Origin of the sequence: Pseudomonas sp. GM18 (assembly GCF_000282195.1) — a bacterium.
In the GTDB taxonomy this organism is placed as follows: domain Bacteria; phylum Pseudomonadota; class Gammaproteobacteria; order Pseudomonadales; family Pseudomonadaceae; genus Aquipseudomonas.
In genome coordinates this window covers 51,472-63,894 of sequence record NZ_AKJT01000030.1, presented here as the reverse complement: position 1 = coordinate 63,894, position 12,423 = coordinate 51,472, and the positions used below count along the sequence as shown (strand labels likewise).

Sequence of the window (12,423 nt, the reverse complement as noted above, 5' to 3'; positions counted from 1 at the left end):
GCGCACCGGTCCGTCTAGCTCGGGCACTCTCACTGGCTATGACTCCAGCGTACCGCATCCGTTCGCTTTGTTTACCTTCACTGAACCCCAGATGCAACAACGCCCCGCATAAGCGAGGCGTTGTTGTCAGAGCAGACGCGGATTACTTGGCGTCGTCTTGTTTGGCTGGATCCTTGATGGCCAGCAGCTCCAGGTCGAATACCAGCACCGAGTTGGCTGGAATCGCCGGGCTAGGGCTTTGGGCGCCGTAAGCCAGGTCGCTAGGGATGTACAGTTTGTACTTCTCGCCAACGTGCATCAGTTGCAGGCCTTCGACCCAACCCGGAATCACACCGCTGACCGGCAGATCGATCGGGCTGCCGCGCTCGACGGAACTGTCGAAAACGGTGCCGTTGGTCAGTTTACCGGTGTAGTGAACAGTCACTACGTCGGTCGGCTTAGGCTGTGGGCCATCGGCCTTCTTGACCACTTCGTATTGCAGGCCGGAAGCCGTGGTGACGACACCGGCTTTCTTGCCATTCTCTTCGAGGAATTTTTTGCCGGCGGCTGCCGACTCTTCGCTCATCTTGGCCAAACGCTCTTCGGCACGCTTCTGCAGCGCTGCGAAGGCTTCAACCAGTTCCTCATCCTTCAGTTTCTGTTCTTTCTTGCCGACGGCATCTTCGATGCCTTGGGCTACGGCTTTGGAGTCCAGATCATCCATGCCTTCCTGAGCCAGGCTTTTGCCCATGTTCAGGCCAATGCCGTAGGAAGCTTTTTGCGCCGGGGTTTTCAGCTCTACGCTGGTCTGCGAATCACAACCCGCAAGTACCAGGCCAACCAGGGCCACCGCCGCCGCCAACCGATGCTGTTTCATGCTATTTCCTTGTTCATGCGCCTAAAGGGCAATCGAGTAAAGCCGCGAGCTTATCAGGCGGCCACGACCAATGGCTACCGGCATGAGAGCAGGAAACTTCCGATAAGTTCAGGTGTTTAAACGCATTTCGGGATTAGAAGGATGAAGCTTCTGTCATCTGGCTCTCACAGACCCAGATGCCGGTTCCCACAGCCCTTGGCGTAATGGCCTCTTGCCGCACTTCGTCAGCTGAGGCATAAGAGAGGTACAAATTGACAAGGATGTTTATCTTGCGCCTCATATTCCGCTTGCTGATTCTGATCGCAGTACTGCTGGGGCTGGGCCTTGCGGTGGTGCTGTACTACGTCGCCAACCCGAAATTGCCGGCCTGGTCACCGGCGCAACAGGTGCATTACCTGGAGCAATGGAGTGCCGCAGACCGCCAAGCCTACTATTTCACGCCTCAAGGCACCCAGGTCAAAGGCTTGCGCTATGACTGGTTCAACGCCCTCGAACTGCCCTTCTCGCAAAAACGATTCGCCGCTCCCGAATACCTCGCACGCTTTGGTTTTCTGATCGATCCAGGCCAGAAAGCCACACCAAACAATCCTGGTAACCTGCCCGTCGGTTTTGCCCGTCATCAAAACCCTGGCAGCCAGGAAGAGTTTCTGGACATCACCTGCGCCGCCTGCCACACCGGCGAATTGCGCTTCAATGGCCAGGCCGTGCGCATCGACGGCGGCTCGGCCCAGCATGTGTTGCCGTCCAGCGTCCCGACCCTGCGTGGCGGCAGCTTCGGCCAGGCACTGGTGGCCAGCCTCGCCTCGACTTATTACAACCCGTGGAAATTCGAACGTTTCGCGCGCAATGTTTTGGGTCAGGACTACGACGCCCGGCATCAACAGCTACGCCAGGACTTCAAAATCTCACTCGATACCTTCTTGAAGGTGGCCTGGAACGACACCCATCGCGGGCTCTACCCCACCGAAGAAGGCCCCGGCCGTACCGACGCCTTCGGGCGCATTGCCAACGCCAGCTTCGGCGACGCCATTTCGCCGGCCAACTACCGCGTGGCCAACGCGCCGGTGGACTACCCGCAACTGTGGGACATGTGGACCTTCGACTGGGTGCAGTGGAACGGTTCGGCGCAGCAACCGATGGCCCGCAACATTGGCGAGGCTCTGGGTGTCGGCGCCACGCTGAATTTCTTCGACGGCAGTGGGCAGCCCCTCAAGGGCGACGACCGCTACCCGTCCAGCGTCCGGGTGCGCGATCTGCACCGGATCGAACAAACCCTGCAACGACTCAAGCCACCCGCCTGGCCAGAAGCCCTGCTGGGCACCATCGACAAGCCCCTGGCCGCGAAAGGCCGCGCTCTATTCGCTGAAAACTGCGCCGGATGCCACATACCCCGCGTCACCCAAAGCGACGGCAGACCGGTGCAACATCTGAAATTGCTGCCCGTGGAGGTGATTGGCACAGACCCCGGCGCCGCCAACAATATTGCCGACCATCGCTTCGATCTGACGGCCTTGAAGTGGGATCCGGCAGAGCTTGCGCAACTGGACGTGCAACTGCATCCAAAACCCACGGAACCCTTGGATTTGAGCCAGTTGTCTGTGGCCAAGGGGCTGGCCTACGTCACTGCTTTCGTGGGGAACCAGGCCTACCGCGCAGCCAATGTGACGCCAGCGGAGCGTCCAAACCTGGACGGTTTCGGCCTGCCTATCGGCGTTCAGGAATTGCGCAGCTATAAAGCCCGACCATTGGCGGGCGTCTGGGCCACGCCACCGTTCCTGCACAACGGTTCGGTGCCGAGCATTTACCAACTTCTCTCGCCCCAGGATGAACGCGCAACAACGTTCTACAAGGGCACCTTCGAATACGATCCCAAACACTTGGGCTATCGCACCGAAGCCTTCAACAACGGTTTTGTGTTCGACACGCGCATTACCGGCAACCACAACAGCGGTCACGAATTCCGCGCAGGCGAGCGCGGTAATGGCGTGATCGGTCGCCTGCTGCAACCGCAAGAGCGCTGGGCGCTGCTGGAATACTTGAAAGTGTTGGGCGGCCCGCTGGAGTCGCAATTGCCAGACCACCTCATTAGTCAAAAGGATTGATCCATGCTGATCACGCTCTGGCTGCGTCTGGGTGCCTTCCTTGGTAAAACCCTGCTGTGGTTGTTGGGTCTGGGGGTACTCGGCTGGGCACTGACCATGGCGTGGTCCGCCTGGCAGCATCGCGGCCCGGTGTCGGCTGAAGAGCTGATTCCGGACGGCGAAGCGGCGATGACCCGGGACATCATCCAGACGGCGGTACGGATCGTCGATCAACACCGAGAAAGTACCCGCTATCTACGCGACGCCCATGCCAAGGCCCATGGCTGCGTGAAAGCCGAGGTTCAGGTGTTGCCGGATCTGGCGACAGCGCTGCGCCAAGGCGTGTTCAGCGAACCCGGCAAAACCTGGCAAGCGACGATGCGGCTGTCCAATGGCAATGCCTATCCGCAGTTCGACAGCATCCGCGATGCCCGGGGCATGGCGATCAAGTTGTTCGATGTGCCGGGTAAACAGCTGCTGAGTGATCGACAAGGGCGTAACGAACAGGATTTCGTGATGTTCAACCATCCGAACTTCTTTGTCAGCGACGTCGCCGAGTATCGTCAGAACGTGGCCGCTCAGGCTGACGGAAAAAAGGTGATGGCGTTCTTCCCGGCTTGGGACCCGCGCACCTGGCAGGTTCGCCACCTGTTTATTGCACTGGCGACACTCTCCCCCGCCCCGGCAAGCCCGACCCAGACCACCTACTTTTCGGTTTCGCCGTACAAGTTTGGTGAGGCCAACGTCAAATTCCGGGTGTTGCCGGATCCTGATAGTTGCCCGGCCTACACGTTGCCCACGCAAAATCAAAACCTGCCAAATTTTTTGCGCAGCGCGTTGAACCAGCAGTTGTCGACTGACCGGGTGCCGGCCTGTTTCGTTCTACAGGTTCAGCGTCAGGATCCGGGCCAGTACATGCCGATCGAAGACACCAGCATCGAGTGGCGTGAACGCGACGCACCCTTCGAAACCGTGGCCAGGATCAAGCTGCCCGCCCAGGATTTCGACACCCCGGCGCTGAATCTGCAATGCGACAACCTGTCGTTCAACCCATGGTTCGGCCTTGAAGCCCATCGGCCGATTGGCGGCATCAACCGGTTACGCAAAGCGGTGTACGAAGCCGTGAGTGACTACCGGCACAGCCGCAACGCCGAACAATGAACAAGACACTTAAGCCGGAATGAGATCTGTAGCAGCTGCCGAAGGCTGCGTTCGGCTGCGAAGCAGTCGTGAAATCGACTGACGCAGTCTGCCTGACACACCACAATCTCTGGTTTTACGACTGCTACGCAGCCGAACGCAGCCTTCGGCAGCTGCTACAAGGAATGTGGCATAGCGGAAATTGCTGGCCTTACCCGAACAGGTCGCTTTTTCAGTGAATCCGGCACAAAGCCAAATCCCAGACAGCAAAAAGCCCGCATTAAGCGGGCTTTCTGTGGTGATCTGGCGTTCAGTGTTCCAGATACCGAATATGGCGCAGCGGACGGGACTCGAACCCGCGACCCCCGGCGTGACAGGCCGGTATTCTAACCGACTGAACTACCGCTGCGCGAAACGCTTGAAACGAATGGTGGGTGATGACGGGATCGAACCGCCGACATTCTGCTTGTAAGGCAGACGCTCTCCCAGCTGAGCTAATCACCCTTCGCTTCGTTACGGGACGCATTATGCCACAAGTTTTCGTAAAGTGTTGATTTAATTGAAGTTTTTTTCAAAAAATCCGAAAACCGGTGAAACGACACAACCCGATGGAACAAGGTACAAACTTGAGACAGAAAAAAACCCGCCTCAGCGGGTTTTTCCGTGGTGACCTGGCGTTCAGTGGTCCAGGTTACCGAATATGGCGCAGCGGACGGGACTCGAACCCGCGACCCCCGGCGTGACAGGCCGGTATTCTAACCGACTGAACTACCGCTGCGCTAAACACTTGAAACGAATGGTGGGTGATGACGGGATCGAACCGCCGACATTCTGCTTGTAAGGCAGACGCTCTCCCAGCTGAGCTAATCACCCTTCGCTTCGGTGTGGCGCGCATTCTACGGAGCGACCCAACCTCTGGCAAGCACTTTTTTAAATAATTTTCTCAGGCCTTCCAAAGGCTTAGAGAAGGGTTGGCCTATGACCCGGCGAAGACAATAATGCCCCCCTTTGTATAAAGGAGAGACTCACCCCATGTGGTTCAAAAACCTGCTTATCTATCGCCTAACCCAAGATCTGCCTTTTGATGCCGAGGCGTTGGAAACTGCACTGGCCACCAAACTGGCGCGTCCATGTGCAAGCCAGGAGTTGACCACCTACGGTTTCGTCGCGCCATTCGGCAAGGGCGAAGACGCACCGCTGGTACACGTCAGCGGAGACTTCCTGCTGATCGCCGCCCGTAAAGAAGAACGCATTCTGCCGGGCAGCGTCGTGCGTGACGCAGTGAAGGAAAAGGTCGAAGAGATCGAAGCCGAACAAATGCGCAAGGTCTATAAAAAGGAACGCGATCAGATCAAGGATGAAATCATCCAGGCCTTCCTGCCCCGCGCCTTTATCCGTCGCTCGTCGACCTTCGCCGCCATCGCGCCGAAACAGGGCCTGATCCTGGTTAACTCGGCCAGCCCGAAACGTGCCGAGGACTTGCTGTCCACCCTGCGCGAAGTGATCGGCTCGCTGCCGGTGCGTCCGCTGACAGTGAAGATGTCGCCGACCGCGACTATGACCGAGTGGGTTACCACTCAGAAAGCCGCAGACGATTTCTTTGTGCTGGACGAGTGCGAACTGCGCGACACCCATGAAGACGGCGGCATCGTGCGCTGCAAGCGTCAGGACCTGACCAGCGAAGAAATCCAGCTGCACCTGAGCACCGGCAAAGTGGTCACTCAACTGTCGCTGGCCTGGCAGGACAAACTGTCGTTCGTGCTCGACGACAAAATGGTGGTCAAGCGCCTGAAGTTCGAAGACCTGCTGCAAGATCAGGCGGAACAGGACGGTGGCGACGAAGCCCTGGGCCAACTGGACGCCAGCTTCACCCTGATGATGCTGACCTTCGGCGACTTCCTGCCGGCACTGGTTGAAGCGTTGGGTGGTGAAGAGACCCCGCAAGGGATCTAAAAACAACCGGTTCCCCTTGAAGGAACCGGATCAAATGTGGGGGCTGGCTTGCCTGCTCCCACATTGATTGGATTTCCAACCTGGGAATCCCACTTATATAACAAGGATCAGACCATGCGCGCACTCGCTGCATTGAGTCGTTTTGTCGGCAACACCTTCGCTTACTGGGTACTGATTTTCGCCATCGTGGCGTTTCTGCAGCCGGCCTGGTTCATCGGCTTGAAAGGCGCCATTGTGCCGCTGCTGGGGCTGGTGATGTTCGGCATGGGCCTGACCCTCAAGCTCGAAGACTTCGCCGAAGTCGCTCGCCATCCGTGGCGCGTAGCCCTGGGCGTGGTCGCCCATTTCGTGATCATGCCCGGCATGGCGTGGTTGCTCTGCCAGGTATTCCACCTGCCGCCAGAGATTGCTGTCGGTGTGATTCTGGTCGGCTGCTGCCCGAGCGGCACCTCGTCGAACGTGATGACCTGGCTGGCTCGCGGCGATCTGGCGTTGTCGGTGGCCATTGCCGCCGTCACCACCCTCCTCGCGCCATTGCTGACACCGGCGCTGATCTGGCTACTGGCCTCGGCCTGGTTGCCGGTGTCGTTCATGGAGCTGTTCTGGTCGATCCTGCAAGTCGTAATGTTGCCGATCGTACTTGGCGTGGTTGCCCAACGCGTGCTCGGTGATCGGGTTCGTCACGCGGTAGAGGTGTTGCCGCTGGTGTCGGTGGTGAGCATCGTGATCATCGTCACGGCCGTGGTGGCTGCCAGCCAGGCGAAGATTGCCGAATCCGGTCTGCTGATCATGGCCGTGGTGATGCTGCACAACAGCTTCGGCTACTTGCTGGGTTACTTCACCGGGCGCCTGTTCAACCTGCCGCTGGCCCAGCGTAAATCCCTGGCACTGGAAGTCGGCATGCAGAACTCCGGCCTGGGTGCGGCGCTGGCCAGTGCGCACTTCTCGCCACTGGCGGCGGTGCCGAGCGCGTTGTTCAGCGTCTGGCACAACATTTCCGGGGCGCTGCTCTCGACGTATTTCCGTCGCATGAGCGAGAAAGAGGATCGGAAAATCGCTGCTCAGCAGGTGGCTGACTGATCCGAAAACTTGATCCTCGGGTTAATGATGGGCACTCTATTGCGCAACGCGAGGACGACCTTGCGGCTCGATCGAGTGCTTAATCCGGGGACGACCCCATCCATCGATGGAGGTCTTCAATGTCCTGGATCATTCTGTTTTTTGCCGGCCTGTTCGAAGTCGGCTGGGCCGTGGGCCTGAAATACACCGACGGCTTCAGCCGCCCTCTCCCTACCGCATTGACCGTTGCCGCCATGGCCATCAGCCTTGGCCTGCTGGGTCTTGCCATGAAGGAATTGCCGCTGGGCACGGCCTATGCGATCTGGACCGGCGTGGGTGCGGTGGGCACGGTGATCGCCGGGATCATTCTGTTTGGTGAGTCCATGGCACTGTTTCGGCTGGCCAGTGTGGCGTTGATCATTACCGGGTTGGTTGGGCTCAAGATCAGCGCTTAGGCCACTGACACCATCGCGGGCAAGCCCGCGATGAGGCCCGCCCGCCTACTCACCAACTATCTAACGGCCCCACGCAAATCCCCCACCAGCGCCTGCAATTTCGCTGGCTCAGCCACTTCAACAGCCACCGCCGGCCCCGCCACCAGGGTCACCCGCGACCACAACCGACGGAACATCCCCTTGTTCGGATCGCGGCTGAAGAAACTCCCCCACAACCCCTGCAACGCCAGCGGAATCACCGGCACCGGCGTTTCTTCGAGAATCCGCGTCAGCCCGCCCTTGAACTCGTTGATCTCGCCATCGGCGGTCAACTTGCCTTCAGGGAAAATGCACACCAACTCGCCATCCTTCAGATACTGGGCGATGCGGGTGAAGGCTTTTTCGTAGATTTGAATGTCTTCCTGGCGCCCGGCGATCGGAATCGTCCCGGCCGTGCGGAAGATGAAGTTCAGCACTGGCAGGTTGTAGATTTTGTAATACATCACAAAGCGAATCGGCCGACGCACTGCGCCGCCAATCAGCAACGCATCGACGAACGACACATGGTTGCAAACCAGCAGCGCGGCGCCCTCATCGGGAATCAGCTCCAGGTTGCGATGCTCGACGCGGTACATGGAATGGCCGAGCAGCCAGATCATGAAACGCATGCTGAATTCCGGGACGATTTTGAAGATGTACGCGTTAACGCCGATGTTCAGCACAGACACCGCCAGGAACAGCTGCGGAATCGACAGCTTGGCGATACTCAGCAAGACGATCGACACAATCGCCGACACCACCATGAACAGAGCATTGAGAATGTTGTTGGCGGCGATCACTCGGGCCCGTTCGTTCTCGACGGTGCGGGACTGGATCAGCGCATACAGCGGCACGATATAGAAACCGCCGAAGACGCCAAGCCCGAGGATGTCGATCAACACCAGCCAGGTGTGACCGAAGCCAAGGATTTCGATCCAGCCATGGCCGGCAATGCTGTCCGGAATTCCACCGGAATGCCACCACAGCAGAAGGCCAAATACGGTCAGGCCGAATGAGCCGAACGGCACCAGACCGATCTCGACTTTGCGCCCAGAGAGCTTCTCGCAGAGCATCGAACCCAGTGCGATCCCGACCGAGAACACTGTAAGAATCAGCGTCACCACGGTCTCGTCGCCGTGCATCCACTCCTTGGCGTACGCCGGGATTTGCGTCAGATAAATCGCCCCGACAAACCAGAACCATGAGTTGCCGACGATCGAACGCGAGACCGCAGGGGTTTGCCCCAGGCCCAGCCTCAAGGTGGCCCAGGACTGGCTGAAGATGTTCCAGTTCAGGCGCATGTCCGGCGATGCCGCCGCGGCCCGGGGAATGTTGCGGCTGGCCAGGTAACCGAGCACCGCGATGCCGATGATTGCCATGGACACCACCGGCGCGTAGTTGCTGGCGGACATCATGATCCCGGCGCCAATCGTCCCGGCGAGAATTGCCAGGAAGGTGCCCATTTCCACCAGGCCGTTGCCGCCCACCAATTCTTCTTCGCGCAAGGCTTGCGGCAGGATCGAGTATTTCACCGGCCCAAACAGCGCCGAGTGGGTGCCCATGGCAAACAGCGCCACCAGCATCAGCGACAGGTGATCGAACATGAAACCGACCGCGCCCACCGTCATGATGACGATTTCCCCGAGCTTGATCAGACGGATCAGCGCGTCCTTGGCGAATTTTTCCCCGAACTGCCCGGCCAGCGCCGAGAACAGGAAGAACGGCAGGATAAACAGCAACGCACACAGGTTGACCCAGATCGAGCGATCACCCTCAATCGTCAGCTTGTACAAAATGGCGAGGATCAGCGACTGCTTGAAGATGTTGTCGTTAAAGGCCCCAAGGGACTGTGTGACAAAAAAAGGCAGGAAGCGCCGAGTGCGAAGCAAGGTGAACTGCGAGGGGTGACTCATCTTCCATGTGTCCCTGATATTGGGTAGCTGATTTTGGGTAGAGAGCGGCGTGGATACTGTTATTGGAATGCCGAACGTCGATCCAGGCCACACACATTACCTAATCTTTGCCGGTTATTTCTTTAATCCTGCGATGCACGGCGAGACAAACAATTCCCCCCTCCACGCGCCCTGCACCGTGCGTTTGCCGACAATCAGCCACATCACCGCCAGCATGGCCACCAACACGCAACCAAAGACACCGAAAAACGTCAGGTTCAAGGTGCTGGCCAGTTTCAGCGTAGTCAGGGAATAGACACCCAGCGGGAAAGTGAAACCCCACCAGCCAAGGTTGAACGGGATGCCAGCGCGCAAGTAACGCATGGTGATCAGCAGCGCCATCAGCATCCACCAGAACCCGAAGCCCCACAGCGTGATACCGGCGACTAACCCAAGCCCATCAGCTATTTCACCAATCCCCGGCAGACCGTTGGCGGCAAAGATCGCCGGAGCGTCGGCGCCCAACAGCAACATGCCCAATGCACCAGTACCGATGGGACCCAAGGCCAGCCAGCTCGAGGCGGCCATGTTTTCGTGGGGCAATTTATGCAACGCCATGCGCAGCAACAAAATGGTCAGAATGCTGAACGCCACCGGCAGGGAAAAAGCCCAGAGCACGTAGCTGGTGATTAGCACGACCAACTGGGAATGAGCATCGGCCAGGTGCGGCGCCAGCAAACCACCACTGGCAGCCGCCACTTCCGCCGCTACCACCGGCAACAGCCAGACGGCGGTCATCTGGTCGATGCTGTGCTCCTGACGGGTGAACATCAGGTAGGGAATCAGCACGCCGCAGGCCAGCGACAGCGCCACGTCCAGCCACCACAGCACTTCGGCGACATGAATCACACCGTCGCCCCAGCGCGGCAGGCCGAACAGCAGAAAGCCATTGATGATGGTCGCCAGGCCCATGGGAATGGTGCCGAAAAACATCGAAACCGTGGAGTGGCCGAAAATCCGCCGCGCCTCGTCGAAGAACATGACCCAACGCGCGGCATACATAGCCGTGAACAACACAAACAGAACAATATTGAACAGCCACAAACCTTCGGCAAACGCATGCAGGCCGGGTATTGCGAGGGGCAGTTGCACGAGCGCGAGTGCCAGTACCCCGGTGCCCATGGTCGCGGCGAACCAGTTCGGGGTGAATTGGCGGATGGCTTCTCTTGGGTGCTGTAAATGACTGAGCGGTTTGATACCGGGTTTAACACTACGGGTGCAGGTCATGGTGAACTCCTGTCCTCTGATGAGGTAGGAACTCATGATAGATCCGAATAGAATATCTATATAACGGGTAATTTCTCTAACTGTTATCTGTTTTGCAGATATAGCATCAGACGCTGCCTTCAGTCTCGATCACCAATATCCTCGCCACGCCCTGCGGATGAGCCACATGCTCGGTGCCCACCGAGGCATAAAAAATATCGCCGACCTCCAGCAGGGTTTCCTTTTCGAGGCCTGCTTCGCGATAACGCATCTGCACCTGCCCATCCAGCACCACGAATACTTCCTGACCATCGTTGACGTGCCATTTATACGGCTGATCGGTCCAGTGCAAACGGGTGGTGATGCCGTTCATGTTGGCGATATCCAGCGCCGCCCAGGCGCGGTCACCGGTGAAGGATTTGCTGCGGATGATCTTCATGGGTCGGTCCGTCGAAATGAATGGCGGTGCCTAGGCTAACGGTCATCGAACATCGACGCCACAGGCTTTGACGGACCGCTCACGAAGCAACCCGATCAGCGCACCGAGCGACAGGATGATCAGTACCGCACCGTAACCGTCGGTGGTCGCCACCAGCCCAAAGGTGCGGGTCAGATTACCGGCCAGCAACGACGGCAAGCAGAACGCCAGATAACTGAGCACATAAAATGCCGACATCAATCCGGCCCGCTCATGAGGCAAAGCCAGCGGCACGATGCTGCGCAAGGCGCCAAGGAAACCCGTGCCGAATCCACTGCCCGCCACCAGCGTGCCGAAGAAAAACAATGGCAGGCTGGCGCTGTGGACCGCCAACAGAATCAGCGCAACGCCTGCGGGCAGCAAACTAGCTCCCAGCAGCAAGACCTTGTCGGCCGGCCGATTGCGCAAGGTGTAGATCATCGAGGCACCGGTCACTGTCAACACGGCCACCGTCGCACCGCCAATCAGGTTCGACGTGGACCCGGTGGCTGTCCGCACCAGGGACGGCGCCAGGGAGGCGAAAAAACCGCCGAGCGCCCACACAGCGAGGTTGATCGGCAGCACGCGCCACAACATTCGCCGCGCCTGAATCGGCACATGCAGGGTCGGGCGCAGCGAGGCCCAGGCACCCGGTTGTCGACTGACGCTTTCCGGCAGGCGCCAGACGTACAGCGCTTGCATCACAAACAGCGCGAACAACACCCAATAGGTCAATTGCAGCGGCAGGGGCGCAAACTCGGCCAATAATCCGCAACCCATGGCCCCCAGCGCCATGCCCAGCAACGGCGCAACACTGTTGACCATCGGTCCTTGCTGGCGATCAGTGTCCAGCAACGCCGCACTCAAGACGGCGGTGGCCATTCCCGTCGCAAACCCCTGAAGTACTCGCGCACCGATCAACCAGGCGACGCTGTCGGCGTTGATGAACAGCAACATCGCCAGCATATTCAGCAACACGGCGATAAAAATCACCGGTTTGCGCCCCAGATAATCCGACAGCGAACCGACCGTGAGCAGCGCCGCCAGCAAGCTGAGGGCATAGACACCGAAAATCAGAGTCAGGGTCGCGGCTGAGAACTGCAGGTGCTCCTGATAGAGGTGATACAACGGGGTCGGCGCGGTGGAAGCGGCGAGAAAACTGAGTAAGGTGATCGCCAGAAACCACAAGCTGGAACGATTTGTCGCTGGAAGAGACATGAGCACACTCCGCAAAAGCTAACTTTTT

Annotated in this window: 10 protein-coding genes and 4 tRNA genes; 5 read left to right on the top strand and 9 right to left on the bottom strand. The window is 58.7% G+C overall.

What is annotated here, in order from left to right; all coding sequences use genetic code 11:
- Positions 1-142 precede the first annotated feature (142 nt).
- Positions 143-856 (bottom strand): FKBP-type peptidyl-prolyl cis-trans isomerase, encoded by a 714-nt coding sequence (locus PMI21_RS20020; protein ID WP_007936152.1) that lies wholly within the window; start codon positions 854-856, stop codon positions 143-145.
- A gap of 269 nt (positions 857-1,125) precedes the next feature.
- Here PMI21_RS20020 and PMI21_RS20025 point away from each other — a divergent pair, with 269 nt between their 5' ends.
- Positions 1,126-2,958, top strand: coding sequence for a di-heme-cytochrome C peroxidase (locus tag PMI21_RS20025; RefSeq protein WP_033063883.1), 1,833 nt, complete (start codon positions 1,126-1,128; stop codon positions 2,956-2,958).
- 3 nt (positions 2,959-2,961) lie between these two features.
- A complete protein-coding gene (locus PMI21_RS20030) occupies positions 2,962-4,098 on the top strand; it encodes a catalase family protein (protein WP_007936143.1) in 1,137 nt (378 codons plus the stop codon).
- 311 nt (positions 4,099-4,409) lie between these two features.
- Here PMI21_RS20030 and PMI21_RS20035 read toward each other — a convergent pair.
- The 4 genes from PMI21_RS20035 to PMI21_RS20050 form a co-directional block, all read right to left on the bottom strand.
- Positions 4,410-4,486 (bottom strand) — tRNA-Asp (locus PMI21_RS20035).
- 19 nt (positions 4,487-4,505) lie between these two features.
- Positions 4,506-4,581 (bottom strand) — tRNA-Val (locus PMI21_RS20040).
- A 197-nt stretch (positions 4,582-4,778) separates the two neighbouring features.
- Positions 4,779-4,855 (bottom strand) — tRNA-Asp (locus PMI21_RS20045).
- A gap of 19 nt (positions 4,856-4,874) precedes the next feature.
- Positions 4,875-4,950: transfer RNA gene (locus PMI21_RS20050), tRNA-Val, on the bottom strand.
- Between the two features lie 159 nt (positions 4,951-5,109).
- Between PMI21_RS20050 and rdgC the strand changes: the two genes are divergently transcribed.
- The 3 genes from rdgC to sugE all read left to right on the top strand — a co-directional run bounded on the left by rdgC (position 5,110) and on the right by sugE (position 7,544).
- Positions 5,110-6,030: a recombination-associated protein RdgC gene (gene rdgC / locus PMI21_RS20055; RefSeq protein ID WP_007936132.1), complete on the top strand. Its 921-nt coding sequence runs from the start codon at positions 5,110-5,112 to the stop codon at positions 6,028-6,030.
- A 114-nt stretch (positions 6,031-6,144) separates the two neighbouring features.
- Positions 6,145-7,110: a bile acid:sodium symporter family protein gene (locus PMI21_RS20060; protein WP_007936131.1), complete on the top strand. Its 966-nt coding sequence runs from the start codon at positions 6,145-6,147 to the stop codon at positions 7,108-7,110.
- Between the two features lie 119 nt (positions 7,111-7,229).
- Positions 7,230-7,544 carry a quaternary ammonium compound efflux SMR transporter SugE gene (gene sugE / locus PMI21_RS20065; RefSeq protein ID WP_007936130.1) on the top strand — a complete coding sequence of 105 codons (315 nt, stop codon included), beginning with the start codon at positions 7,230-7,232 and terminating at the stop codon, positions 7,542-7,544.
- 56 nt (positions 7,545-7,600) lie between these two features.
- Here sugE and PMI21_RS20070 read toward each other — a convergent pair whose 3' ends face one another.
- The 4 genes from PMI21_RS20070 to PMI21_RS20085 form a co-directional block, all read right to left on the bottom strand.
- Positions 7,601-9,475 (bottom strand): MFS transporter, encoded by a 1,875-nt coding sequence (locus tag PMI21_RS20070; protein ID WP_007936129.1) that lies wholly within the window; start codon positions 9,473-9,475, stop codon positions 7,601-7,603.
- Positions 9,476-9,589: 114 nt separating this feature from the next.
- Positions 9,590-10,741 (bottom strand): TDT family transporter, encoded by a 1,152-nt coding sequence (locus PMI21_RS20075; protein WP_007936128.1) that lies wholly within the window; start codon positions 10,739-10,741, stop codon positions 9,590-9,592.
- A gap of 106 nt (positions 10,742-10,847) precedes the next feature.
- Positions 10,848-11,159, bottom strand: coding sequence for a cupin (locus PMI21_RS20080; RefSeq protein WP_007936125.1), 312 nt, complete (start codon positions 11,157-11,159; stop codon positions 10,848-10,850).
- A gap of 42 nt (positions 11,160-11,201) precedes the next feature.
- Positions 11,202-12,395, bottom strand: a complete 1,194-nt coding sequence (locus tag PMI21_RS20085; RefSeq protein WP_007936123.1) for an MFS transporter — start codon at positions 12,393-12,395, stop codon at positions 11,202-11,204.
- Positions 12,396-12,423 lie beyond the last annotated feature (28 nt).

Excerpts from the sequence above, each read along its gene's own strand:
- PMI21_RS20020 (WP_007936152.1), bottom strand. The coding sequence starts at position 856 with ATGAAACAGCATCGGTTGGCGGCGGCGGTGGCCCTGGTTGGCCTGGTA.
- PMI21_RS20030 (WP_007936143.1), top strand. The coding sequence starts at position 2,962 with ATGCTGATCACGCTCTGGCTGCGTCTGGGTGCCTTCCTTGGTAAAACC.
- rdgC (WP_007936132.1), top strand. The coding sequence starts at position 5,110 with ATGTGGTTCAAAAACCTGCTTATCTATCGCCTAACCCAAGATCTGCCT.
- PMI21_RS20060 (WP_007936131.1), top strand. The coding sequence starts at position 6,145 with ATGCGCGCACTCGCTGCATTGAGTCGTTTTGTCGGCAACACCTTCGCT.
- sugE (WP_007936130.1), top strand. The coding sequence starts at position 7,230 with ATGTCCTGGATCATTCTGTTTTTTGCCGGCCTGTTCGAAGTCGGCTGG.
- PMI21_RS20070 (WP_007936129.1), bottom strand. The coding sequence starts at position 9,475 with ATGAGTCACCCCTCGCAGTTCACCTTGCTTCGCACTCGGCGCTTCCTG.
- PMI21_RS20075 (WP_007936128.1), bottom strand. The coding sequence starts at position 10,741 with ATGACCTGCACCCGTAGTGTTAAACCCGGTATCAAACCGCTCAGTCAT.
- PMI21_RS20080 (WP_007936125.1), bottom strand. The coding sequence starts at position 11,159 with ATGAAGATCATCCGCAGCAAATCCTTCACCGGTGACCGCGCCTGGGCG.
- PMI21_RS20085 (WP_007936123.1), bottom strand. The coding sequence starts at position 12,395 with ATGTCTCTTCCAGCGACAAATCGTTCCAGCTTGTGGTTTCTGGCGATC.